The organism is Thiobacter sp. AK1, from assembly GCF_039822265.1.
Taxonomy (GTDB): domain Bacteria; phylum Pseudomonadota; class Gammaproteobacteria; order Burkholderiales; family Thiobacteraceae; genus Thiobacter; species Thiobacter aerophilum.
The window spans coordinates 611460-634625 of record NZ_JBAJEX010000001.1 but is presented as its reverse complement, the minus strand read 5'-3'; the positions used below and the strand labels follow the sequence as shown (position 1 = coordinate 634625).

The following is a 23166-nucleotide window of genomic DNA, read 5'->3' as shown; positions in this document are numbered from 1 at the left end:
TGAGCGGCTATTTTGCTCGGCTGGGTGCCGCCAGGCTGGAAGCCTATCAGGCACGTTAGCGGCGTGTCGGTAGTGAGCACGACATCGCGACAACTCCACGGCCTGCGCGTCGGCAAGCAGGTAGGGGCCGAAACCACCCACACCCTGTACAACGAGGCGCGCCAGCGCATCGCCGATCTGGACGCCTACAGCCAACCCACCCGCATCACCGAGCGTGGCTTCAGCCCCCTGGATGAGCAGGGCCAGGCCAAACCGACTCCGATCAGTCGCACGACCACCTACGCCTACCGGACGATCAACCACCGCAGCGTACTGGTGGCCATCGACGGGCCGCTGCCCAATGGGCCGCGGAACGACCCTTCAGGAGCAAGGGTCAGGCCTGAGGAGCAAGGGTCAGGCCTGTACTTTATACCCGTCTTTGCATCCGCCCGAGTTAGATAGCATCAAGTCGTCACCAGCGGCAGCGCCGGGGCCTGGCTGCCTCGCCTACCGTTCCTGTGATGCCGCTCTGACCCCGAGGCTGGCTTCGCGCGGGCTTGGCCGGGAAGAGGGCCTGCTCATCCTCCCCTGCGCCGCGGTGCACACCTTCGGCATGGCCTATGCCATCGACGCGGTGTTCCTGGATGCCCGGCAGCGCATCTGCCGAATCGTCGCGCCGCTGCCCCCGTGGCGCATTGCCGTCTGCCCAAGTAGTCGCGCGGTACTGGAGCTTTCGGCGGGGCAGGCGGAGGCGCTCGGGCTCGAGGTGGGCCAAAGCCTGACGGTTCTGGGCGAGGCGGGCCGGCCATGAGGCGCCGACTTCTGGCGGGACGTCTCCCGCGGCGGCGCGGCGCCTCCCTGGTGGAGTTCGTCGTCGTGGCGCCCACGGTGCTGATGCTGGGGCTGGCCACCCTGCAGGCCGGGCTGGTGTATCACGCCAAGAGCAATCTCAACTACGCCACCTTCGAGGCGGCGCGCGCCGGCGCCGTCGACCACGCCCGGCTGGACGCGATCTTCACCGGCCTGCGGCGGGGGCTGGTGGCCTACTACGGCGGCGGCACCACCCCGACGGAACTCGCCCAGTCCTACGTCCGGCTCGTAGCCGACCTGGCTACCAGCCCGGTGCGCATCGAAATCCTCTCACCCAGCAAGGAGAGCTTCGACGACTACGCCAGCCCGGCCCTGGCGGCCAAACTCAAGGTCAAGGGTCGCGTCATTCCCAACGCCAATCTTGCCTTCCTTCAGTGTCCGATGGATGTGCCGGGCTGCAACCACGACCCCAAGACCAACCGATCCGGCCAGAGCCTGCAGGATGCCAACCTGCTCAAGCTGCGCGTGACCTACGGCATTCCGCCGGAGAAACAAGTGCCGCTGGTGGGGCGCTTCTACACCTGGGCGCTGTCGGTGCTCGATGCCGACGACCCGGACACCTTCCGCAAGGCCCTCATCGCCCGCGGCCGCATCCCCATCGTCGCCCACACCGTCATCCGCATGCAGTCCGAAGCCATCGAGAACGACGCCATGGCTTCCATCCCGGGTCCGGGCAATGACGGCAAGCCAAAAGACCCCGGGCCGGGGCCGGGAGGCGGAGAACTGCCGAAGTGCCCGGTCACCGATCCGGCGTGTACGTCGGCGCCGGAGCCACCCGGCGGTGGGAATGGAAATAACGATGCGCCGTGTCCAGATGGCAGCAATATCTGTCCGGTGTGCACCGACGAAAACGGTAAGGTAATCAAGAAACCATGAGCAATTGGCAGCGCAATACATTCGCTTTCATGGTGTTGGCAGTAACCGCATGGTTCGGTATTGCACAGGCGCTGGATGCCATCAGCAGCGTTGCCCCGAAGTCGCCTTGCGAAAAGGAAATCTGCTTTATAACGCCCAAGGGTAAGGTTCAATATGAAAAAGAATTCGACTGCAAATTCAAGGATTGCCATCTCGCCAATGGCGAGGATATCTTCCGCTGGGCGATCGGGAAGAAAGAGACGGGATCGTCGTATGGCTATGACACCCCTGACGAAAATCCCTGTAACGCTGGCAATGACTACTGCGCCGCGACCACCGGCAACCCCGCATCGGCGGGCCAAAAGCCCTTCTACGCTGCTTCCTATGGCACGCAGCAGGTGACGCTGGGTAAACTGTTCGAGTGGATCAATCCGAACGGTGCAACGAAATTCAATCCGCCGCCGCAGTGTCTGAAGGAATGGTTTCTCGATGACAAAGCGCTGATGGGTGCGATGAAGGATGCGGACAAAGCCCGTGCATTCGGCGCGGGCCTGGTATCTGGCAGAAAGGTGCCTGCTGCAACCGTCAACACGGACGGCACGATCAGCTATCCCGCTATCCCCACCGATATCAAAACGAAGGCCGTCGAGCTTAAAATCCTCAAGGAGGATGACGCGAAAAGCGTGGCCGAGTGGAAGGAAATGTGGGAACGCATGGCGGCTTGGGAACGGCTCAGACAGATCATCGAGGCGAAGTGGAAGGAGATGAACGGGGATAAGGCGATGGCGTGGAAAGCTTTGTCAAGCTCAACCAATACTGAATATTTAAGCTTGCTTGATAGGGTGGAAATGCTGAACTCCAGTAAATATTATAGGGGAATCAAACCCTATATCGAATCAAAAATCTGGAATGAAGCCGCTGCCACCTTCGGGAACTACGCCTTGTTCGCCGCCGCACCGCCCAAGCTTTACACGCGCCTGATGGCGTTCTTCGCTAACACAGATTGCCATATCGCAGCGGTAAAGCAGATATTCGAATTACCCAAGCGTGGCTATGACGGCAAGCACGCCGATCCCGAGGATGCTGAAACCGAGAAATGGGTGAAGAAAGCCGCTGGCGCATGGAACGGATCAGGGGCGGCCGGTGATTACGCCAAGGAAGTATTTGACCTGTACAAAGCGTATTACGCCAAACATTTTGGGAAGACCGAGGTATGCAACTGATGAAAAAAGCGATTGGAAACATCCTTGCCGGGCTGCTGGTATTTGGACTGATCGGATGCGGGCAATCAGGCCAGGATACGACCCCCCCCAAGATTCCTGATCAGAATGGCAAAACAACCCAGCCAGCAACACTGCCCGCCATGGCTGAATCGAGCAAGATCGAACAGAACGAAGGGGATGTGCGCAAGTTGTTTATCGCCCAGCCCAAGCCTTTACTTGATCATGCCAATCAGCGTTCCATACTTGCATCAAGCCAGAAGAAATTGAAACCTATGGCCTTGGTGAAGGAGGTGGACTACCCGAAATCGCTTGTATTTGCCAGGGACGGGACGCTGTATTTCATCGGTGATCATGAAGACGCCATTGTCGCGCTTGCTCCCGATGGTAAAAGTAAAGTAATCGCCCGATCAGGGGTCATGGGGTACGTGACGCCAGATGATAAGACCGAGCGCGAGCCGGTGTACAACACGTTCGCGGGTTTGAGTATTTCCGAAGATGGAAATTTGCTCACGCTAAGAAATGGTGCTTACCCATTTGAAATTAATATCACTACTGGAGAAGCGAAGTTTCTGGGATTTGCGCTGCCAGACGGAACGCAAATCAAAAGTATTTCGGATTTTGACTCTGTGGCGAATCCAAGCCAGTGGACGTTCAAAGAGATTTATTGGTTTCAAGGAAAAGTGTTGTTACATACAGCACCCTACTTTTCTAAAGAAAGATCAGCTGTGGAATCTGGGAAATGGTTTTCCATTTCCCACAACGGCACGCTGAAACCGGTAAATAGCCATTTAGAACTACTACCGTTCTCGTATCTACGTGTGTTTGGTTCATTGACCCCCGACGGCTACATTTACGCCGCAGAAGAAGGCATGAGACCTGATGAACCAGATCGTGTAGTTCGCATCGGCGACCCTGGCCAATCCAGTCTGCGCAAGGATGCTACCCGTGTCACCATCGCCGAATTCAAACACGGCGAACTCACCGGCGCACTGGCCTTCAGCCCCAAGGGCGACTTGGCTGTCGGCGCTAAAAACGCCATCTACCTCATTTCGCGTTCAGCTAAAAAATGACCACCATGAATCGCCGCCATTTTCTTCTCGCCTCGATTGTGCTCTTGCCCGCCATGCCAGCCTGGGCCGGCATGCTCAAGGGCTCAACACCGCTGACAGGGCAACGTGAACAAGGCGTTTGGCTGGCCGTGCAACAACTCGCCGGTTTGCGCCTGACCAAGCCGGAAGAACAGACTCAAATCGTGTTCTTCTTCGACCCTAATTGCCCTGCCTGCGCCAAGCTCTGGCAGTGGTTCGATACGATGCCTCGCCGTGATGTGGCCAGCATGTGGATACCGGTGGCCTACATGAAACCAACGAGCGAAGCACGAGCCATTGCGCTGTTGCGCACAGCCGACCCGTATGCCGCATTGGCGCAGAATTTCCTGACATTCGATGCAGCCGCATGGGAGGGCGCAATGCCCCCGGTCAAAGACGCTACGCTCGCCGAGCAATCCAGCCTGCGCAAGAACACCCGCTACTGGAGTCGGTCGCTGTTTGGCGCCACTCCTTTGATTCTGTATCGCGCCAAGGCAGGCGGCATTTGGCAGGAAGTCGGTCTATCTGATGCGGCGGATCTTGACAGACTGCTTTCTCAACTCGCTACCGCGCGCCTGAGTGCTTACACGAAGTAACCGCATCACCCTGGCCTGCTGCGCGACGTCCGCGCCGGCAAGCCGCGCGCCGACGCCCTGCGCGAACTGGCCGCCCGCATGGACATGCCGGCGGTTGCGAGCTTTGTCGCCACCCTGATCCAGGCCGAGGCCACCGGCATGAGCCTGGGCCCGATCCTGCGCGCCCAGGCCGACCAGCGCCGCACTGCGGCGGTTACGTTTTTTTGGACAGTCGGATAAGCTAAAGCTGTCCGGTTGAAAGGAACGTGAAGCATGGGAGCAAAGCGCAAGCAGCACAGTGCGGAATTCAAGGCGCAAGTCGCGATGGCGGCACGGGCGGGGGACAAGACCCTGGTGGAGCTGGCCTCGGAATACGGGGTGCATCCGACGATGATTAGCACCTGGAAACAGGAACGGGTAAAGAACGCCAAGAACCTTTTCGAGTGGGGCAACAAGAAAGCCGCCGACCCGCAGGCGGTGATCGACAACCTGCAGCGCAAGATTGGCCCGTTGCAGGTCGAACGGGATTTCTTGGCCGGACAGTCCGCCATTGCCCGCCTCGTGAGAGGCGCGCGATGATTACCCCGGACAGCGAGCTGTCCGTGGCCCGGCAAGCCAAGCTGCTCGGCGTCTCGCGCAGCAGCGTCTATTACCGGCCCAAGCCGCAATCTCAGGAAGAACTCGATCGCCTCAAACGGCTGGACGAACGCTTCACCGACAACCCGATGTACGGCAGTCGGCGTTTGCAGGTCATGCTCAAGCGCGAAGGGATTCTGGTTGGACGCCGGCGCATCCGGCGCCTGATGAAAAGCTCGGACTCTGGGTGGTCGGTCCGAAACCCGACACCAGCAAGCCCCATGCGGCGCACAAGGTCTATCCCTACCTGCTGCGCGGCCTGCTGATCGAACGGCCGAACCACGTCTGGGCGACCGACATCACCGACATCCGCATGCGGCACGGTTTCCTGTACCTGTGCGCGATCATGGACTGGGCGATGCGGAAAGTGCCGAGTTGGCGCTTGTCGAACACCCTGACGAGCGACTTCTGCACAGCGGCGTTGCGGGCGGCGCTGGCGCGTTACGGTGCCCCGGAGATATTCAACACCGACCAGGGCAGCCCATTCACCAGCGCCGAATGCACCGACGTGCTCAAGGCGCATTCGATCCAGATAAGCCAGGATGGACGCGGGCGATGTCACGACAACATCTTCGTCGAACGGCTGTGGTGGACCGTCGCACGAATGGGTCTATCTGCGCCCCTGCGACAACGGCACCGAGCAGCAGCGTCGTCTCGCCCAGTGCTGCGAGTGGTATAACCGCCGAGGACTTGCCCGTCGCTGGACTGGCAGACACCCGACGAAGCCTACTTCGGCACCCAGCCGCAAACCCAGCCGATGGCGGCGTGACATGGAAAGCCAATGCACTGTGGATTTGTGGGCAGCCGGCAGCACCCGCCTGACCGCGAAGCCGCGGTCCCCCATGGACAAGCCATGGACAACGCTTACCCACAGGTCGGCGGCTGCCCACCAGCGCCACAGCGCGCAAGTTACAATCCTGCAAATCCGGGAAGGGCACTACAGCTCTCTACACATACGCTTGCGGTGGAGGGGGGAAGCCGATATAGTTACCAGCATGTCGAACGCGCACCAATACCGGTTCGTCTCCTTCCCGGCCAACGTCCTGCTGGCCGCGCTGCTGCTGCGCCTTGCGCGCTGAAGACTCCGACTTTCCCCCTTCGCTGTATTGACCCGATCGGCTAAACTGCCGGTTTCATTGGATTTTTCGCACGCCCTCGGGGCGTGCCCCGATGTGGGAGCTCACCATGGCCAAAGACAAGCTCATCATTTTCGACACCACGCTCCGTGACGGGGAGCAGAGTCCGGGTGCTTCCATGACCAAGGAGGAAAAGGTGCGCATCGCGCGTCAGCTGGAGCGCATGCGCGTGGATGTGATCGAGGCCGGTTTCCCGGCTGCCTCCAATGGCGACTTCGAGGCGGTCAAAGCGGTCGCCGACGTGATCAAAGACAGCACGGTCTGCGGGCTGGCACGGGCGCTGGAGCGGGACATCGACCGCGCCGGTGAGGCCCTGCGCGGCGCGGTGTCCGGTCGCATCCACACCTTCATCGCCACCAGTCCCATCCACATGGAGAAGAAGCTGCGCATGACGCCGGAGCAGGTATTGCAGCAGGCCGTACAGGCAGTCAAATGGGCGCGCAAGTGGACGGACAACGTGGAGTTCTCGCCGGAGGATGCCGGTCGTTCCGAACTGGATTTTCTCTGCCGCGTGCTGGAGGCGGTGATCGATGCCGGCGCTACCACGATCAACATTCCGGACACCGTGGGGTATAACCTGCCGCATCAGTTTGGTGAGCTGATCCGTCAGTTGCGCGAGCGGGTACCCAATTCCGATAAGGCGGTGTTCTCGGTACATTGCCACAACGATCTGGGATTGGCGGTAGCCAACTCCCTGTCCGCGGTGCTAAACGGTGCGCGGCAGGTGGAGTGCACCATCAACGGCCTCGGCGAGCGCGCTGGCAATGCGGCGCTCGAGGAAATCGTCATGGCGGTACGCACGCGTCAGGACGTGTTTCCTTGCGACACGACCATCGACACCACCCAGATCGTGCCGGCCTCGCGTCTGGTGGCCAGCATCACCGGCTTTGCAGTGCAGCCCAACAAGGCCATCGTCGGCGCCAATGCCTTCGCCCATGAGTCTGGCATCCATCAGGATGGTGTGCTCAAGCATCGCCAGACCTACGAGATCATGCGCGCCGAGGACGTGGGCTGGACCGCCAACAGGATGGTGCTGGGCAAGCACTCCGGCCGTAACGCCTTCAAGACCCGCCTCAAGGAACTGGGTATCGAGCTGCCGTCGGAAGAGGCGCTCAACGCAGCCTTCGCGCGCTTCAAGGAGCTCGCCGACAAGAAGCACGAGATCTTCGATGAAGACCTGCACGCCCTGGTGAGCGACGAGGCCCAGCTACTGGAGAGCGAGATCTACCGGCTGGTCTCGCTACGGGTGTGTTCGGAGACGGGGGAAATTCCCCACGCGCGCGTGGTGCTCGCTGAGCATGGCGTGGAGAAGGCTGCCGAGGCGGATGGCAGCGGGCCAGTTGATGCTTCCTTCAAGGCCATCGAAGCGGTGGTGAAAAGCGGAGCGGAGCTTTTGCTTTATTCGGTCAACAACATCACCAGCGGCACCGATGCACAGGGTGAGGTGACGGTGCGCTTGTCCAAGGGTGGACGCATCGTCAATGGCCAGGGCGCGGATACCGATATCGTGGTGGCCTCCGCCAAGGCGTACATCCACGCCCTCAATCGCTTGCACTCTCGGTTGGAACGGGCGCACCCGCAGGTTTGAGTGGGGCCCGGGGCGGGATGCTGGCCACCAAGGCGCGCAGTTTGGCGGGTGGCACCGGCTTGTGCAGCACCGGGTAGCCGTGCTCCCGGGCGCGCTTGAGATGATCGGCGGCGGTATCACCCGTGATCAGCACCGCTGGGACGGCCGCGCCCACCGCTTCCTGTACCGCATCGATGGCGTCGATGCCGGTACGTCCCCCTGCCAAGCGGTAATCCGCGATCACCAAATCCGGCAGGCGGTCGGCTTGCAGCAACTGGGCGACGGCCTCGTCAGCGGAGGCGCTGGCGATCACTTTACAACCCCAGTCCGACAGTAGGGTCTGGGTGGCCTCGCGGATGATGCGCTCATCCTCGATCAGCACCACCAGCCGCTCTGCCGAGGCGCGCAGAAATTCCGGTGCGGGGGCCGCTTCTTCTGTGCGCGCATTCTGGCGCAAGACACCCCGTGGTACGGTGACGGCGAAGCAGGCGCCGCGTCCCGGGCGGGAGCGCACGTCGATGGGATGGTGTAACAGCTCGGCCAGACGCTTGACGATGGCCAATCCCAGCCCCAGCCCCTTGCTGCGGTCGCGTTCCGGATTGGCGATTTGGTAGAACTCCTCGAATACGCGTTGCTGTTCCTCTTCCGGGATGCCAGGTCCACTGTCCCACACTTCGATGCGCACCAGCTTGCCACGCCGCCGCGCGCCGATCACCACGCCGCCTTGCTCGGTGTAGTTGACGGCATTGGCCGCCAGGTTGCGCACGATGCGCTCCAGAAGCAGCGGATCGCTGCGCACCACCAGGGCGGTGTCCACCACCTGGAAACGGATTCCCTTGTGGTAGGCCTTGCCGGTGAAATCCCGGCGTACGTTGTCGAACAGATCCTTGAGCCGGAAGCTCACTACGCATGCCTTAATGGCGCCCGCATCCAGCTTGGAGATGTCCAGCAACGAATCGAACAGGCTGGTGAGAGCGATGATGGAAGCCTGCATCTGGTCGGCGATGTGACGCACTTCCGGATAGCGCAGACGCTCCACCAGGGTGGCGGCGAACAGGCTTAAGGCATGCATGGGCTGGCGCAGGTCGTGGCTGGCCGCGGCCAGGAACCGGGACTTGGCGCGGCTTGCCGCCTCGGCCTGGTCGCGCGCTCGTTCGGCGGCGTTTTTCTCCACGGTGAGGGCGGTCTCCAGTGCCTCGCGCCGGGCGATTTCCGACAGCAGGGCTTCGTTGCTGACCCGCTGGGCTTCCAGGGCCGCAAACTCGCGCCGGCGCAGGTGACTGAAGCGGTAAGCGGCTAGGGTGCCGAAGCTGTTGATGAGAAGCAGCACCCCCAAGAGCGAGATCAGAGTGGTCTTGTCGGCTTGCGCCCAGCCAAAGAGGTAAACCAGGAAGGAGACGGTGCCCACCAAGGCCACACCAAAAGCCAGCAGGAAGCGGTTAGGCAGAAACACATAGACCGCCACCAGGATCACGATCATGGCGCTGGCGTGGGCGGCGAGGTCGCCGGGCCGGGTGATGATAATGACGAAATTGCCGGCGATGGCTATAAGCTCGATGAAGCTCGCGGCCCAGCCATTGGTTACCCAGGCGGGGTGGTGTTCCACCCACTGCATTAGGCCGATGGCTAGAGCGGTGATCGTAGCGCGCAGGTAAAACAGTCGCCAGAAGGCGGGGCTGTCGCCGAGAGCGGCGTAATCGGGAATGGCGAAGGCCAGGTAGAAGAATGCGCCCACTGCCACCGCCATGCGGAAATCGGTGCGCAGGCCCGGGTAGGCCTTTTGCCGGTAATAGCGTTCCATTTCGGGGTCGCGGAACTCGGCGGTGAGAGGGGCGAGACGCACCGCCTCGCTGGCGGTGGGGGATGACGATGTCGAATGGGATGCCAAAGCCATGGCAGACTCACTCGCCCACGAGCGCGCGTTTGGTCTGCTCGACCTTGACCAGGAAGCGCTGCAGACGGGCTTGATCGGCGGCGGACGGATCGAGATAGCGTAGGCCCACGCGCGTTTCCACCCGGCCGCCGCGCAGATTGACGGGGGTGATGTGGCGCACCTCCACTGCGACGTGCAGATCGTCCAGAACGTGCTCAAGCCTCAGGGTACAGGCATCGAAGCGGTCTAACACCTGGGCGCGCGCCAGGCTCTCATTGGCGATCACGCACACCCCACCCGCGCTGATGTCATGGATGCGCAATCCTTCCCGCCCGCTTTGCACGGCGGGCAGGTGGACGCGTGCGTCCATGGAAAGCGGTACTACTGCACGAAAGTAATCGCGCCGCTGCAGACGCAACACCGCCTGGGGTAGCCAGGCGATGAAGGCGGGGCCGCCGCCAAAGTGGGTCTTGGCCGCAGGGCCGGTACTCCACTGCACGCGGATGCCGTCTTGGATGCCCACGAACAATAGGCGCTCGCTTTTGAGCAGCCTTTCGTTCATCTCCGCTTGGCTACCCACGTCGAACACGAAAGTCTCCTGCGCCGGGCGCACGTCCAGCAGAGCGGTCAGGATGAAATGCCGTCCCTGGTCGAAATACACCGCCAGCGAATCGGCATGCGTGTTCAGGCTGCGCAGGATATGCACCACCTCCGTGCGCGCTTCCAGCCAGTACTGGCCCAGGTCATGCGTGGGATCGATGGGCAGCAGCGTGTTTTCTGAGGTGCTCATACGCGCGGCTCACGGGCATCGGCGGGCGCGGCATCGCAACGGATCACGCCTTCCGACACCCGTTGCGCCACACCTAGGAAATCGTGCTCGAGACTTTGGGTGTATTCCAGGATGGTGTAGCCAGCGCAGCCTTGCGTGAGGGCGATCTCCTCGGCGCGACGGCGGAAGATGGGCTCGGCTTCGCCCTGCCCGCCGCGCGTCAATTTGCCCTGGCGCACGGTGATGCGGTAGCGGTCGGGGGCGATACGCCGGTCCTCCACGTCCCAGCGAAAGCCGTCATGGGTGTAGTACACCACCGCCACCACTGCCAGCGCCTCCTTGTTGGAGAGATGGGGTAGATCAAAGGTGGAACAGCCCGCGAGCAGCCACCCCAGCGCCAGCGACAGCAGGGATTTCATGGCCGCCTCTTGGCGCGCCGCCCCTCGACCAGCTCCTGGATGAGCGGCGTGAAAATCACGTCCAACGCCAGCCGTAGCTTGCCACCCGGCACCACCATGGTATTGGGACGCGACATGAAAGAGCCACTGATGCGCCGCAGCAGATCGGGAAAATCGAAGCGCTTGGGATCACGGAAATGGATCACCAGGATGCTTTCGTCGGCGCTGGGCACGTCACGGGCGATGAACGGGTTGGAGGTATCCACCAAGGGCATGCGCTGGATGTTGATGTCCGTGATGCCGAACTGGGGCACGATGAAATGGACGTAGTCGCGCAGCCGGCGCAGGATGGTGCTGGTGACTTCCTCCACGGTGCAACCGGTCTTGGCACAGTCGCGGTGGATCTTCTGGATCCATTCCAGGTTCACCGCGGGCACGATGCCGATCAACAAATCCACGTACTGGGCGGCATTCACCCCGTTGCCGCCGTTGCCGCGCCGATCGCGGAAATCGGCGGCCAGATGGGCAGGGCTGGACCGGCGCCGGGTCCAGGTTTGGGCGGCCACGCCGCCGTGCATGCCCTCGTAGAACAGGAGATCGGTACCCTCAGGCAGCGGTTCCCATGGGGTGAAGGTGCCGATGGCACGATTGAAACGGCGGGCATCGTCCTCGTCGCGCACGTAATGGCGGATCATGCCGCCGCCGGTCTTAGAGTACGTGGCGAACAGCTCCTCTAGCTTGTCGAACAGATTGCACTCGGGGCCGAACAGACTCACCGGCCGGCCCTGTGCGGTGGATTCCTCGATGAAGCGATCCATTTCCGGCTTTTCGTAGCGGAAGAAGCTGTCCCCCTTCACCAGCGCGGGGGTGATGCCCTGGCGACGGAAAATGTCGGCGAAGGCATGGCGCACCGTGGTGGTTCCCGCCCCGGCGGAGCCAGTGATGGCGACGATGGGGTGTTTGACTGACACGGTTTCTCCTTCGGTGCGAATACCCGCTTTAAGGTCTGTGATAAGGCTCACAGGATAGGCCAAGCGAAAGCGGATTAGCAAGCCGAAAGAGGAAGTTAGCCCTTGCACGAGAGGGCGGCCGGGGCGGGTACAATGAGGCATGGGCCGCGCTTTCCTACCATGCCTTCTGCTTGCCTTGGCGATCATGCCTGCGCATGGGCAGCGCCTGCGCCAAGCCGATTTGGAATTTTCCATCTCCCCCCGCACCCCGGAGCAACTCATGGCCTTCTATGCCGCGCGTGGCTTTCCGCCGGCGGCAGTGGAAGTGATCGCGGCCAGTTGTTTCCTCACCGTGGGCATCGTCAACCACGGGCGTGACGTGGTGTGGCTGGAGCCGGCGCGCTGGCGCTTCGAGACATTGGATGGCCGCCCCGTTCGGCGCCTCGCCCGCGAGGAATGGGAAGCCCGTTTCGAGCGCCTGGCCGTACCCTTGGCCCCGCGTGCCACCTTTGGCTGGACCCAGTTGCCGGAAAGCCGTGACCTGCAACCGGGCGAGCCAGTCGGCGGCAATGTCGCGGTGGAACCCCCTGCGGGACCTTTCCGCCTCATCGCGCGGTTTCGCACCGGCGCCGACGGTAACGGCCCACCCCTTAAGCTGCGCGTGGAGCCGCTTACCTGCCCCGGAAGCCAGCCATGAGGGTGCTCATGCTCTTATTGCTTTTCGTGGCGACGGCGGGCCACGCCGCCCAGCCGCCAGCCGGATTGATGGCCCTGGACGGGCGGCCTGCCCCGGCGCTCAAGCTCACGGACCTGGACGGGCGGACGGTGGACCTGGCGAGCCTGCGGGGACGCTGGGTGATGGTGCACTTCTGGGCGAGCTGGTGCGGGCCTTGCCGGCGCGAGATGCCTACGCTGGTCACTGTGATGCGCACGCTGCCGCCCGAGCGGCTGACGGTGCTCCTGGTCAATACCGCGGAAAGCGAGGACGACGCCTTTGCCTTCCTCGCCAGCGTGGCACCGGAACTGTCCACGCTGCTGGATCGGGATGGCCAGGCCACCGCCCGCTGGCAGCCCCGTGGCCTGCCTTCCACTTTTCTGGTGGACCCAGACGGCCGCCTGCGCTATCTCGCCCTAGGTGGCCGCGATTGGTCCGCGCCCGCCTATCTCGCATTCCTGGGGGAATTGGCTGCGTCCAATGAAGACTCGCGAAAGTAGGCGCTTCGCCGGGCCCATCATGCTATTGAGCATTACGTAAGTAGGTGACACCCTTGTGTCGTCCCCGCGCAAGCGGCGACCCAGGAACATGGCGAGGAATACCCTGGATTCCCGCTTTCGCGGGAATGACGTTTGACTTACGCAGCCTGTCAAGTACTTACCTAACCCTCAATAAGCAAGCGGCATTGAGGAAGGTTAGTGGCAGGGGCTTTAGCCGGGATCGGGATCGCTTCACCACGGGCGCTTCACTCAGCGGGCGCGAAACGCACCGTCATTTGCGTGAAAACGTGGTCCGCGTTGAGGTCATGTTCGACGGGGCAATTGCCTCGGCGCGTGGCGACCGGTAGGCTTGGCACTCGTTTGCCGGAAACCTGCCATGCGTCGCGATCCCCTGCCTGATGTCTATCCTGCTCCCGCTGCCACGACCCCGGGGAGCTTCCGGGTGGTGCTGGTGAGCCCATATGAACTGGGTCGCCAGCCGTTCGCCCTAGCCCACGCCGCAGCCTGGCTTAAGCGTGCGGGCATGGCCGTGGACTGCCTCGACTTGTCGCTGCAGAAGCTCGATCCGAACGTGCTTGCCGGCGCCCAGGTGGTCGCCTTCTACCTGGGCATGTACACGGCCACCCGCATCGCCATGGAGGCGCTGCCGCGGGCGCGTGCCCTCGCCCCCCAGGCTGCCTTCGCCGCCTTTGGGCTGTATGCGCCCGTGAACGAATCGTTGTTGCGCGCGTTGGGGGTGGCGGCCGTGTTCGGTGGCGAATCGGAGCCCGATTTGCTGGCCTGGGCGCAGACGCTACGTGCAGGCCATGTTGCGCCGCGCCCGACCCGCGTGCACACCGGGCGCATCGAGTTTTTGCTGCCGGATCGCTCGGGCCTGCCACCTCTAGCGCGCTATGCCCATCTGGTCCTGCCGGATGGGGGCCGTCGCACCGTGGGATTCGTGGAGACCACCCGCGGCTGCAAGCACCTGTGCCGGCATTGCCCCGTGGTGCCCGTGTACCAAGGGCGCTTCCGCGCCGTGCCCCTGCCGGTTGTGATGGCGGACATCGAGCAGCAGGTGGCGATGGGGGCAGAACACATTTCCTTTACCGATCACGATTTCCTCAATGGGCCCAGCCACGCCTTGAGGGTGGTGCGGGCCATGCACGCTCGCTTTCCTTCGCTCAGCTTCGACGCCACCATCAAGATCGAGCATCTCATTCGCCATGCCGAGGTGCTGCCGCTACTCAAGGCGGCCGGGTGTGCCTTCGTCATCAGCGCGGTGGAGTCGGTGGACGACCGTGTGCTCGCCCATCTGGCGAAGAACCATACACGCGCTGACTTTGTGCGGGCGGTCGAATCGCTGCGGACCATCGGTTTGCCCCTGGCGCCCACCTGGGTGGCCTTCCACCCCTGGTCCACCCTGGAGGGCTATCTCGACTTGCTTAAGACGCTGGTGGAACTGCGCCTGGTGGAGGCGGTGCCGCCGGTGCAGCTGGCCATCCGCCTGCTGGTGCCCGCGGGCTCGCGGCTCATGGAGTTGCCGGAGCTCGCGCAGCGGCTCGGTCCGTTCGACGCGCGTTTGTTGGGCCATCCCTGGCACCACGCGGATTGCCGTGTGGATCGTCTCCAGCAGGAGGTGGAGCGCCTCGCGGCGGCAGGCGAGCAAGCCGGCTTACCGCGCCGCGCCATCTTCGAAACTATCTGGCAGGCGGCGCACCGGGCTCTGGGACGGGCGGCGCCCAGTCTGGCCGGGCGCGATCTGGGCGCGCCCATTCCCCATCTGTCCGAACCCTGGTACTGCTGCGCCGAACCCACCGCGAAGCAGTTGCAAAGCTTTTGAGATCGATATGGCGCGCGTGCTGCTTCTGCTGCCGGTGGCGGGCTATCGCAACGAGGATTTTCTCGCCGCCGCGCAACGCCTCGAGGTCGAGGTGATTGCCATCGCCGACTACTGTCCCCGTCTGGCGCCCCGCTGGGGTCTGTCGCCTTTGGCTGCGGTGCCCTTCGACCGGCCGCAGCTGGCAGTGGAAATCGTCCTCAAACATCTCACGGCGCGGCCCGATGCGGTGCTTGCCGCCGACGATCATGGGGTAGAACTCGCCGCGCTTTTGCGCGAGCGGCTCGGCCTGGCGGGCAATCCCCCCGCGGCGGTGGCTCGCCTACGGGACAAACTTGAGTTTCGCCAGCTGCTGCGCGAGGCGGCGCTTTCTTGTCCCCCATTTGCCCACCTGCCAGACGAGGTCGAGCCAGATACCTGGCAGCCGCCCTGTGACTACCCTGTGGTGGTGAAGGCGCGCCGGCTGTCTGCCAGCCGCGCCGTGGTGCGTGCGGACGATGCGGCCTCCTTCGCGAGCGCGGTGCGCCAGGCGCGCAGAATCCAGCGCTACGCCGACCGACAGGCGGGGCAGCTGGGGCTTTTAGTGGAAGCCTTCATTCCCGGGCGCGAATATGCTTTGGAAGGCCTGCTCGACGATGGACGTCTGCGCGTGCTCGCCCTGTTCGACAAACCGGACCCCCTGGATGGGCCCTATTTCGAGGAGACCCTTTATGTCACACCGTCGCGCCTGCCAGCGGCGACTCAGCAGGCGATCGCGGATGCGGTGCAACGGGCTTGTCGTGCCGCCGGCCTGGTGACCGGCCCGGTGCACGCGGAAATGCGTGTCAATGACGCCGGCGTGTGGTTGCTGGAAATCGCGCCGCGCGCCATCGGTGGTCTGTGTGGGCGCGTGTTGCGCCACGCCCTGGGCATGAGTCTGGAGGAACTGATTCTGCGTCATGCGCTCGGGCAGCCCGTGCCCGAAGCGACGGCAGGGGAGGGTGCCGGGGTGATGATGATTCCCATCCCCCGTCGTGGCATCTACGAGGGCGTGGATCATTTGCAGAAGGCCGCTGCCGTGCCCGGGATCACCGACATCCAGATCACCGTGGAAGCAGGCACGCTGCTCAAACCCGTGCCGGAGGGTGCGTCCTACCTCGGCTTCATCTTCGCGCGCGCAGCCGATGCGACTGCTGCCGAGACCGCCCTGCGCGCAGCCCATGCCCAGCTTGCCTTGCGCATCCGTCCGGAAGTGGAGCTGGTGCCAAGCGATGGATAGAATGGCTGCGCCCTGCTCGCCTCGTTCTTCCAGCGTGGCGCCGTTCGTGCGCGCGGCGCGGCCACATGCAAAGGCGTGATTCCAAGTGAGAGTGGTGCCGACCCATCTACCAGACGTGCTGGTGCTCGAGCCCAAGGTGTTCGGCGACGAGCGCGGATTCTTTTTCGAAAGCTACAACCGGCGCGCCTTCGCCCAGGCGACTGGCGTCGATTGCGAATTCGTGCAAGACAATCACTCGCGTTCGGTACGCAACGTGCTGCGCGGCCTGCACTATCAGATCCGGCAGCCCCAGGGCAAGCTGGTGCGGGTGGTGGCGGGCGAGGTGTTCGACGTGGCCGTGGATCTGCGCCGTTCCTCTCCCCATTTCGGACACTGGGTGGGGGTGCATCTGTCGGCCCAGAACAAGCGCATGGTGTGGATTCCGCCAGGCTTCGCCCACGGCTTTCTGGTGCTCTCCGAGGCGGCCGAGTTCCTCTACAAGACCACGGACTACTACGCGCCTGAGCACGAACGCTGCCTGCGCTGGGATGATGCCAGCGTGGGCATCGTCTGGCCGCTCGCCGGCAAGCCGCTGCTTTCTGCCAAGGACCGGCAGGGGGTGTCTCTGGCGCAGGCGGAGGTCTATCCGTGAACATTTTGCTCATTGGCAAGAATGGCCAGCTGGGCTGGGAGCTTGCCCGCGCCCTCTCGCCCCTGGGCCGGCTCACCGCTCTTTCCCGCGCAGAGCTGGATCTGACGGACGCCGAGGCCATCCGTCAGGCGGTGCGTCACGTGGGACCGGCCCTCATCGTCAATGCCGCGGCCTACACCGCCGTGGATCGGGCCCAGCAAGAGCGGGAGACGGTCTTCGCGGTCAATGCCGCTGCGCCGCGCATCCTCGCCGAGGAGGCGAAGCGGCTCGGCGCGGCCCTCATCCATTATTCCACCGATTACGTGTTCGACGGGGGAAAGAACGCGCCCTACCAAGAAATCGACGCGCCCCGCCCCTTGAACGTCTATGGTGAATCCAAGCTGGAGGGGGAGCGGGCCATCGAGGCGCTGGCCCCCAGTTATCTCATCCTGCGCCTGAGCTGGGTGTATGGACTGCGGGGCGGCAATTTCCTGCGCACCATCCTGCTGCTTGCCAAGGAGCGCGATGAGCTGCGCGTGGTGGACGACCAGATTGGGGCGCCCACCTGGAGCCGGCTGATCGCCGAGGCGAGCGCCGCCATCGTCGCCCAGGCGCACGCCCACGGTGGCATTGCCGAATTCCTGGCGGACAAGGGTGGCCTCTACCATCTCGCTAGCGCTGGCCAGACCAGCTGGTGTGGCTTCGCCCAGGCCATCATCGCCCACGCGCCGCTGCTGGCGCGACGGCCACCGGTGGTGCCCATTCCCAGCCGCGAATATCCCCTGCCGGCGCCGCGTCCGGCCTATTCCGTGCTGGACAGTAGCCGCGCTGCGCGCGTCTTCGGCGTGGCGCTGCCGGACTGGCGGCTGTCCCTGCTTTCCTGTCTGGCGGATATGATGCCCTGAAGGCGCGTGCAAGGCCGCGCGCTTCACCAGTAGAATAGAGATTCGCCCGCGCCCTTCCGGAAACCGCCCGTCATGAGCATTCTCGTCGATAAACACACCAAGGTTCTATGCCAGGGTTTCACTGGCAAGCAGGGCACGTTCCATTCCGAACAGGCCATCGCCTACGGCACGCGCATGGTCGGTGGGGTTACCCCAGGCAAGGGTGGCCAGACCCATCTCGGCCTGCCGGTGTTTGACACCATGCGCGAGGCTGTGGCGGCCACCGGCGCCCAGGCCAGCGTGATCTACGTGCCTTCGCCTTTTGCGGCCGATTCCATCATGGAGGCTGCCGATGCCGGCATCGAGCTCATCGTCTGCATCACCGAAGGCATTCCGGTGCTGGACATGCTCAACGTCAAGGCGGCGCTCAGGGCCAATGGCGCCAAGCTCATCGGTCCCAACTGTCCCGGCATCATCACCGCCGGCGAATGCAAGATCGGCATCATGCCCGGCTTCATCCACAAGCCCGGTAAGATCGGCATCGTCTCCCGTTCTGGCACGCTCACCTACGAAGCCGTGCACCAGACCACCCAGCTCGGGCTGGGGCAGACCACCTGCGTGGGCATCGGTGGCGATCCCATCAAGGGCCTGGATTTCATCGACTGCCTTAAGATGTTCGAGCAAGATCCCGCCACGGAAGGCATCGTCCTGGTGGGCGAGATTGGCGGCACGCGGGAGGAGGAAGCGGCGGAATACATCAAGGCACACGTGAAGAAGCCAGTGGCGGCCTATATCGCCGGTGTGAGTGCGCCGCGCGGCAAACGCATGGGCCATGCCGGCGCCATCATCAGCGGCGGCAGGGGCACGGCAGCGGACAAGATCCGCGCGCTCGAGGCGGCGGGTGTGATCGTGGCCCGCTCGCCAGCGGAGATCGGCGTGGCCATGCAGGCCGCCCTGGGTCAAGGGATGAGCCCAGCAGCATGAAAATCGCCATCGCGCAAATCGACTTGGTGGTGGGCGACCTGGCAGGCAATGCGCGGCGCATCCTGGAGGCCGCGCGCCAAGCGCAGGCTGCGGGCGCGCAGCTGCTGGTCACACCAGAGCTTGCCCTCTCCGGTTATCCGCCGGAGGACCTGGTGTTGCGCCAGGGTTTCTGCGAAGCCTGCCTCGATACCCTGCATGGGCTCGCGCGCGAGCTTGGCGGCATCACGGTGGTGGTGGGGCATCCCGACGTGGTGGGCGAGCACCGCTACAACGCTGCCTCCGTGTTGCAGGACGGACGCATCCTCACCACCTATCACAAGCACAAGCTGCCCAACCACACGGTATTCGACGAGGTGCGCTATTTCACCCCGGGCACAACCGCCTGCGTGTTCGAGCTTAATGGCGTGAAGATCGGCCTCAATATCTGTGCCGATATCTGGGAGACGGCGCCCGCGCGGCTGGCGCGCGAGGCTGGGGCCGAGCTTTTGCTGGTGCTCAACGCCTCCCCCTACCACATGAACAAGCAAGTCAGCCGCGAGGATGTGGTGCGGCAGCGGGCGCGAGAAAACGGTTTGGCCGTGGTGTATTGCAACCTGGTTGGCGGCCAGGACGAGTTGGTGTTCGACGGTGCCTCCTTTGCGGTGGATGCGGCGGGCAACCTCACCCACCGCTTCGGATTCTTCGAAGAGGCGCTCGGGTTTGTAGAACTGGATGGGCCAATGCCGGTGGCCGGCGAGATCGTGCCAGAACCTCCCCTCGAGGCGCTGGTGTATCGTGCCCTGTGTCTTGGCGTGAAGGACTACGTAGAGAAAAACGGCTTTCCCGGCATCGAGCTGGGGCTGTCTGGTGGCATCGATTCCGCGCTCACCCTGGCCATTGCCGTGGATGCCCTGGGGCCGCAGCGGGTGCACGCGGTGATGATGCCTTCCCAATTCACCGCCGACATGAGCCGGGAGGATGCGCGGGAAATGGCCCGCACCCTGAAGGTGCGCTATTCCGAGATTCCCATCAAGCCCATCTACGATGCCTTCTTGAACAGCCTGGCGGATGAATTCAAAGACTTGCCCTTCGACACGACCGAGGAAAACATCCAGGCGCGCATCCGCGGCACGCTGCTCATGGCGCTGTCCAACAAATACGGCACCATTGTCCTCACCACTGGCAACAAGAGCGAGCTGGCGGTGGGCTATGCCACCCTCTATGGCGATATGGCGGGCGGTTTCGGTGTGCTAAAGGACATCCCCAAGACCTTCGTGTATCGGCTGGCCCACTACCGTAATGGCTTATCGCCCGTGATTCCCCAGCGGGTCATCACCCGCGCTCCTTCCGCGGAACTGCGCGCCAACCAGACCGATCAGGACAGCCTGCCACCCTACGACGTGCTGGACGGCATCATGGAGGCTTACGTGGAGCGCGATTTGTGCCCCGAGGAGATCGTGGGCCTGGGCTTCCGGCGCGAGGATGTGCAACGCGTGGTGACCCTGATCGACCGCAACGAATACAAGCGCCGTCAGGCACCGGTGGGCGTGCGGGTCACGCCACGGGGCTTCGGCAAGGACCGGCGCTATCCCATCACCAACCGTTATCATCCCAAGTTCTAGACAAGGAAACGCCATGAAAAAAATCGAGGCCATCATCAAGCCATTCAAGCTGGACGAGGTGCGGGAGGCGCTGGCGGAAGTGGGAGTGACGGGACTCACCGTCACCGAGGTGAAGGGCTTTGGCCGCCAGAAGGGGCATACCGAACTCTACCGCGGGGCAGAGTATGTGGTGGACTTCCTGCCCAAGGTGAAGATCGAGCTGGTGATCGCGGCAGACAAGGTCGATGCTGCCATCGAGGCGATCGTCAAGTCGGCGCGCACCGGCAAGATCGGGGATGGCAAGATCTTCGTCACGCCGGTGGAGCACGTGGTGCGCATCCGTACCGGCGAGACCAACGAAGCGGCGATCTAACTCGCTACCAGAACTGGTACCAGGGCCGCACGCCGCCGGGCTGGCGGCCCTTCAGGTAGGCGCTGTCCGGAAAGTTGCGTTCCAGCACGCGCCGGCTGTCGGCGGCGAGATCTGGAAGTTTCATCTTTTCGTAGGCGCGCCAGAGGATGGCCAGGGCGTCCTCGTTGGCCGGTGCTTGCGGGTATTGGCGGATGAGTTCCTTGGCCCGGTTCACCGCCGCCACATAGGCGCCCCGCCGGTAGTAGTAGTGGGCGACGGCGGCCTCGTGTCGGGCCATGGCATCGACCAGATAATGCATGCGCGCCAGCGCGTCCGGCGTGTATTTGCTGTCCGGAAAGCGCGTCACCAACTCCTTGAAGGCGTCGAAGGAATCGCGCGCTGCCTGCGGATCGCGGTCAGAGAGATCCTGTTTCACCACGTAGCCCAGGAAGCCGAGATCGTCGTTGAAGTTGATCAGTCCCTTCAGGTAGTAGGCGTAGTCCACGTGGGGATGATTGGGGTGGAGCTTGATGAAGCGGTCGCAGGCCGCCAGCGCCGAGGCGGGCTCGCGGTCTTTGTAATAGGCATAGGCGATTTCCAGCTGGGCCTGCTGGGCGTAGCGGCCATAGGGATAGCGAGCCTCCAGGGTCTCGTAATACTTGATGGCCTTTTCGTAGTCCCCCTCGCCGAGGGCGGCCTTGGCCTCGCTATAGAGCTTCTGGGCGGACCAGCCGCGGGTTTCGTCCTGCACTTCCGGCAACAGACTGCAGCCCACGAGCCAAAGGGCGAGGATCAAAGCTAAACTCAAGCGCATGGTGATATCCGCAACGAAGTCAGGCGATTATAGCGCAAGCCCCGTGGGCCTTCCGCCCCGCCGCTTCCTGGTGCCGGCGTCATTGGGCGGGCGGCGTCTGGACCAGGCGCTGGCCGAGCTTATGCCCGAGTATTCCCGCTCCCGCATCCAGTCCTGGATCGAGGCGGGGCGCGTTACGGTAGAGGGTGCGCGGGCGCGCGCCAAGCAGAAGGTCTGGCCCGGGACACATATCGACGTGGCGCCGCTTCTGCATCCTTCCGAGGTCCAGGCGGAGCCCGAAGCCATGGCGCTTCCCATCGTGTACGAGGACACGACCCTCCTGGTGCTGGACAAACCGGCAGGGCTGGTGGTGCATCCGGGTAGCGGCAACTGGCGCGGCACACTCATGAATGTCCTGCTCCATCACGCGCCCGAACTGGCCCAGGTGCCGCGCGCCGGCATTGTGCACCGTCTGGACAAGGACACCAGCGGCCTCATGGTGGTGGCCAAGACCGTACAGGCCCAGACCGACCTGGTACGGCAACTGGCCGCGCGCAGCGTACGCCGCGTCTATCTCGCCATCGTCGAGGGCCGGCTCACTGAAGGGGGCACGGTGCAGGCGCCCATTGGCCGTCATCCCCGCGAGCGCACGAAGATGGCGGTGGTGGAGCGGGGTAAACCGGCCGTCACCCATTACCGGGTGCTGGAGATCCTTCCCCGCCATACCCTGGTGGAATGCCGATTGGAGACCGGCCGCACCCATCAGATTCGCGTGCACATGCAGGCCCTGGGGCATCCGCTGGTGGGCGATCCGGTCTATGGCTCACGGCAGGGGCGAAGCCTGTTCCAGCGCCAGGCCCTGCACGCCACCGAACTTGCCCTGATCCATCCCGCAAGCCGTGAACCCATGCGCTGGCGTGCGCCCCTGCCAGCAGACCTGGTGCAACTGCTTTCGCGGCTGCGTGCGTCATGACGCTTGCCGCTATCCTTCCAGATTGGCCGACGCCACCGCATGTGCGGGCCTTGGTCACCACCCGCGCCGGTGGCGTGAGCGTGGGGCCTTACGCCAGCCTCAATCTCGCCGCCCACGTGGGCGACGATCCCGCCGCGGTGGCGGAGAATCGCGCCCGTCTGCGTCGACTCCTGCCCGCCGAGCCCCTGTGGCTGGAACAGGTCCATGGCACCGCCGTATGGCGCATGGAAGCGGGCGCTCCGGGGCGCGCCGATGCCAGTGTGAGCCGCACCGCCGGGCAGGTGTGCGCCGTGCTCACCGCGGACTGTCTGCCCGTGCTCTTTGCGGACCGCGCCGGAACGGTGGTGGCGGCGGCCCATGCGGGCTGGCGTGGCCTGTGTGCAGGTGTGCTGGAACGGACCGTGGCTGCCATGCAGACCGATCCCGGGCAGATTATGTCCTGGCTTGGCCCCGCCATCGGGCCCGAGGCTTTCCAAGTGGGCGAGGAGGTGCGTTTAGCCTTTCTCGCCGTGGATGCCGCGGCGGCAGAGGCCTTCCGAGCTGATGGCCCCGGCAGATGGCGCGCCGATCTCTACGCGCTGGCGCGTATGCGGCTTGCCCGCGCCGGCGTGCAGGCGGTTTTCGGCGGCGGCTTGTGTACCTTCTCAGATCCCACGCGCTTTTTCTCCTATCGCCGGGACGGCGCCACCGGCCGCATGGCCAGCCTCATCTGGCTCGACCCCGGCCTGTGAAATGCAGCTCAATTGCAGGCACCGCAGTCACTGCTAGAGCGCCTCCTA

24 protein-coding genes and 1 pseudogene are annotated in these 23166 nt (G+C 63.7%); 20 read left to right on the top strand and 5 right to left on the bottom strand.

The features are described from left to right. Window positions 1–72 precede the first annotated feature (72 nt). The 9 genes and pseudogenes from V6E02_RS03240 to V6E02_RS03200 all read left to right on the top strand — a co-directional run bounded on the left by V6E02_RS03240 (window position 73) and on the right by V6E02_RS03200 (window position 7950). Window positions 73–441, top strand: coding sequence for a hypothetical protein (locus V6E02_RS03240; protein ID WP_347307107.1), 369 nt, complete (start codon window positions 73–75; stop codon window positions 439–441). Further along, complete coding sequence (locus V6E02_RS03235; RefSeq protein ID WP_347307070.1) at window positions 341–790, top strand: DUF192 domain-containing protein; 450 nt, start codon at window positions 341–343, stop codon at window positions 788–790. The genes V6E02_RS03240 and V6E02_RS03235 overlap by 101 nt, the downstream gene beginning before the upstream one ends. After that, window positions 787–1725: a TadE/TadG family type IV pilus assembly protein gene (locus V6E02_RS03230; protein WP_347307068.1), complete on the top strand. Its 939-nt coding sequence runs from the start codon at window positions 787–789 to the stop codon at window positions 1723–1725. The genes V6E02_RS03235 and V6E02_RS03230 overlap by 4 nt, the downstream gene beginning before the upstream one ends. Continuing rightward, window positions 1722–2927 carry a hypothetical protein gene (locus V6E02_RS03225; RefSeq protein ID WP_347307066.1) on the top strand — a complete coding sequence of 402 codons (1206 nt, stop codon included), beginning with the start codon at window positions 1722–1724 and terminating at the stop codon, window positions 2925–2927. The genes V6E02_RS03230 and V6E02_RS03225 overlap by 4 nt, the downstream gene beginning before the upstream one ends. Beyond that, a complete protein-coding gene (locus V6E02_RS03220) occupies window positions 2918–3997 on the top strand; it encodes an LptM family lipoprotein (protein ID WP_347307064.1) in 1080 nt (359 codons plus the stop codon). The genes V6E02_RS03225 and V6E02_RS03220 overlap by 10 nt, the downstream gene beginning before the upstream one ends. Continuing rightward, the gene (locus tag V6E02_RS03215) at window positions 3994–4611 is read left to right on the top strand and encodes a hypothetical protein (RefSeq protein ID WP_347307062.1); all 618 of its coding nucleotides are present in this window, start codon (window positions 3994–3996) and stop codon (window positions 4609–4611) included. The genes V6E02_RS03220 and V6E02_RS03215 overlap by 4 nt, the downstream gene beginning before the upstream one ends. 78 nt (window positions 4612–4689) lie before the next feature. Further along, window positions 4690–4830: a hypothetical protein gene (locus tag V6E02_RS03210; protein WP_347307060.1), complete on the top strand. Its 141-nt coding sequence runs from the start codon at window positions 4690–4692 to the stop codon at window positions 4828–4830. Window positions 4831–4863: 33 nt separating this feature from the next. Beyond that, window positions 4864–5995, top strand: a pseudogene (locus V6E02_RS03205) (IS3 family transposase). 416 nt (window positions 5996–6411) lie between these two features. Continuing rightward, window positions 6412–7950: a 2-isopropylmalate synthase gene (locus tag V6E02_RS03200; RefSeq protein ID WP_347307058.1), complete on the top strand. Its 1539-nt coding sequence runs from the start codon at window positions 6412–6414 to the stop codon at window positions 7948–7950. Here V6E02_RS03200 and V6E02_RS03195 read toward each other — a convergent pair. From V6E02_RS03195 to V6E02_RS03180, 4 genes are read right to left on the bottom strand one after another with little or no spacing between them, the layout of a single operon-like run. Beyond that, window positions 7904–9823, bottom strand: coding sequence for an ATP-binding response regulator (locus tag V6E02_RS03195; protein WP_347307057.1), 1920 nt, complete (start codon window positions 9821–9823; stop codon window positions 7904–7906). The genes V6E02_RS03200 and V6E02_RS03195 overlap by 47 nt on opposite strands. Window positions 9824–9830: 7 nt before the next feature. Further along, complete coding sequence (locus V6E02_RS03190) at window positions 9831–10592, bottom strand: flagellar brake protein (protein WP_347307055.1); 762 nt, start codon at window positions 10590–10592, stop codon at window positions 9831–9833. Then, on the bottom strand, window positions 10589–10990 hold the full coding sequence (locus tag V6E02_RS03185; protein WP_347307053.1) for a hypothetical protein: 402 nt from the start codon (window positions 10988–10990) through the stop codon (window positions 10589–10591). The genes V6E02_RS03190 and V6E02_RS03185 overlap by 4 nt, the downstream gene beginning before the upstream one ends. Beyond that, window positions 10987–11940 carry a phosphoribulokinase gene (locus V6E02_RS03180; RefSeq protein WP_347307051.1) on the bottom strand — a complete coding sequence of 318 codons (954 nt, stop codon included), beginning with the start codon at window positions 11938–11940 and terminating at the stop codon, window positions 10987–10989. Before V6E02_RS03180 ends, V6E02_RS03185 begins: the two co-directional genes overlap by 4 nt. 184 nt (window positions 11941–12124) lie before the next feature. Between V6E02_RS03180 and V6E02_RS03175 the strand changes: the two genes are divergently transcribed. The 9 genes from V6E02_RS03175 to V6E02_RS03135 all read left to right on the top strand — a co-directional run bounded on the left by V6E02_RS03175 (window position 12125) and on the right by V6E02_RS03135 (window position 20642). Continuing rightward, a complete protein-coding gene (locus V6E02_RS03175; RefSeq protein ID WP_347307049.1) occupies window positions 12125–12616 on the top strand; it encodes a hypothetical protein in 492 nt (163 codons plus the stop codon). 8 nt (window positions 12617–12624) lie between these two features. Next, complete coding sequence (locus V6E02_RS03170; protein ID WP_347307047.1) at window positions 12625–13134, top strand: TlpA family protein disulfide reductase; 510 nt, start codon at window positions 12625–12627, stop codon at window positions 13132–13134. Window positions 13135–13510: 376 nt separating this feature from the next. Further along, window positions 13511–14956: a CUAEP/CCAEP-tail radical SAM (seleno)protein gene (locus V6E02_RS03165; RefSeq protein WP_347307045.1), complete on the top strand. Its 1446-nt coding sequence runs from the start codon at window positions 13511–13513 to the stop codon at window positions 14954–14956. Window positions 14957–14963: 7 nt separating this feature from the next. Continuing rightward, complete coding sequence (locus V6E02_RS03160) at window positions 14964–16211, top strand: ATP-grasp domain-containing protein (RefSeq protein WP_347307043.1); 1248 nt, start codon at window positions 14964–14966, stop codon at window positions 16209–16211. Window positions 16212–16296: 85 nt separating this feature from the next. Further along, window positions 16297–16842 (top strand): dTDP-4-dehydrorhamnose 3,5-epimerase, encoded by a 546-nt coding sequence (rfbC, locus tag V6E02_RS03155; protein WP_347307041.1) that lies wholly within the window; start codon window positions 16297–16299, stop codon window positions 16840–16842. After that, entirely contained in the window at window positions 16839–17726 is an 888-nt protein-coding gene (gene rfbD, locus V6E02_RS03150) for a dTDP-4-dehydrorhamnose reductase (RefSeq protein ID WP_347307039.1), read from the top strand. The genes rfbC and rfbD overlap by 4 nt, the downstream gene beginning before the upstream one ends. Window positions 17727–17798: 72 nt before the next feature. Further along, on the top strand, window positions 17799–18689 hold the full coding sequence (gene sucD, locus V6E02_RS03145) for a succinate--CoA ligase subunit alpha (RefSeq protein WP_347307037.1): 891 nt from the start codon (window positions 17799–17801) through the stop codon (window positions 18687–18689). Next, entirely contained in the window at window positions 18686–20290 is a 1605-nt protein-coding gene (locus tag V6E02_RS03140) for an NAD+ synthase (protein ID WP_347307035.1), read from the top strand. Before sucD ends, V6E02_RS03140 begins: the two co-directional genes overlap by 4 nt. A 13-nt stretch (window positions 20291–20303) precedes the next feature. Further along, window positions 20304–20642: a P-II family nitrogen regulator gene (locus V6E02_RS03135; protein WP_347307034.1), complete on the top strand. Its 339-nt coding sequence runs from the start codon at window positions 20304–20306 to the stop codon at window positions 20640–20642. A 4-nt stretch (window positions 20643–20646) separates the two neighbouring features. On the opposite strand, the gene V6E02_RS03130 is transcribed toward V6E02_RS03135, so the two are convergent. Further along, the gene (locus tag V6E02_RS03130; RefSeq protein ID WP_347307033.1) at window positions 20647–21435 is read right to left on the bottom strand and encodes an outer membrane protein assembly factor BamD; all 789 of its coding nucleotides are present in this window, start codon (window positions 21433–21435) and stop codon (window positions 20647–20649) included. Window positions 21436–21478: 43 nt separating this feature from the next. Here V6E02_RS03130 and rluD point away from each other — a divergent pair, with 43 nt between their 5' ends. Beyond that, window positions 21479–22387 (top strand): 23S rRNA pseudouridine(1911/1915/1917) synthase RluD, encoded by a 909-nt coding sequence (rluD, locus tag V6E02_RS03125; RefSeq protein ID WP_347307031.1) that lies wholly within the window; start codon window positions 21479–21481, stop codon window positions 22385–22387. Beyond that, on the top strand, window positions 22384–23118 hold the full coding sequence (pgeF, locus tag V6E02_RS03120) for a peptidoglycan editing factor PgeF (protein ID WP_347307029.1): 735 nt from the start codon (window positions 22384–22386) through the stop codon (window positions 23116–23118). Before rluD ends, pgeF begins: the two co-directional genes overlap by 4 nt. Window positions 23119–23166: the final 48 nt, after the last annotated feature.

Coding starts and splice junctions, on each gene's coding strand:
- V6E02_RS03235 (WP_347307070.1), top strand. CDS start 341: ATGGGCCGCGGAACGACCCTTCAGGAGCAAGGGTCAGGCCTGAGGAGC.
- V6E02_RS03230 (WP_347307068.1), top strand. CDS start 787: ATGAGGCGCCGACTTCTGGCGGGACGTCTCCCGCGGCGGCGCGGCGCC.
- V6E02_RS03225 (WP_347307066.1), top strand. CDS start 1,722: ATGAGCAATTGGCAGCGCAATACATTCGCTTTCATGGTGTTGGCAGTA.
- V6E02_RS03220 (WP_347307064.1), top strand. CDS start 2,918: ATGCAACTGATGAAAAAAGCGATTGGAAACATCCTTGCCGGGCTGCTG.
- V6E02_RS03215 (WP_347307062.1), top strand. CDS start 3,994: ATGACCACCATGAATCGCCGCCATTTTCTTCTCGCCTCGATTGTGCTC.
- V6E02_RS03210 (WP_347307060.1), top strand. CDS start 4,690: ATGGACATGCCGGCGGTTGCGAGCTTTGTCGCCACCCTGATCCAGGCC.
- V6E02_RS03200 (WP_347307058.1), top strand. CDS start 6,412: ATGGCCAAAGACAAGCTCATCATTTTCGACACCACGCTCCGTGACGGG.
- V6E02_RS03195 (WP_347307057.1), bottom strand. CDS start 9,823: ATGGCTTTGGCATCCCATTCGACATCGTCATCCCCCACCGCCAGCGAG.
- V6E02_RS03190 (WP_347307055.1), bottom strand. CDS start 10,592: ATGAGCACCTCAGAAAACACGCTGCTGCCCATCGATCCCACGCATGAC.
- V6E02_RS03185 (WP_347307053.1), bottom strand. CDS start 10,990: ATGAAATCCCTGCTGTCGCTGGCGCTGGGGTGGCTGCTCGCGGGCTGT.
- V6E02_RS03175 (WP_347307049.1), top strand. CDS start 12,125: ATGCCTGCGCATGGGCAGCGCCTGCGCCAAGCCGATTTGGAATTTTCC.
- V6E02_RS03170 (WP_347307047.1), top strand. CDS start 12,625: ATGCTCTTATTGCTTTTCGTGGCGACGGCGGGCCACGCCGCCCAGCCG.
- V6E02_RS03165 (WP_347307045.1), top strand. CDS start 13,511: ATGCGTCGCGATCCCCTGCCTGATGTCTATCCTGCTCCCGCTGCCACG.
- V6E02_RS03160 (WP_347307043.1), top strand. CDS start 14,964: ATGGCGCGCGTGCTGCTTCTGCTGCCGGTGGCGGGCTATCGCAACGAG.
- sucD (WP_347307037.1), top strand. CDS start 17,799: ATGAGCATTCTCGTCGATAAACACACCAAGGTTCTATGCCAGGGTTTC.
- V6E02_RS03140 (WP_347307035.1), top strand. CDS start 18,686: ATGAAAATCGCCATCGCGCAAATCGACTTGGTGGTGGGCGACCTGGCA.
- V6E02_RS03135 (WP_347307034.1), top strand. CDS start 20,304: ATGAAAAAAATCGAGGCCATCATCAAGCCATTCAAGCTGGACGAGGTG.
- V6E02_RS03130 (WP_347307033.1), bottom strand. CDS start 21,435: ATGCGCTTGAGTTTAGCTTTGATCCTCGCCCTTTGGCTCGTGGGCTGC.
- pgeF (WP_347307029.1), top strand. CDS start 22,384: ATGACGCTTGCCGCTATCCTTCCAGATTGGCCGACGCCACCGCATGTG.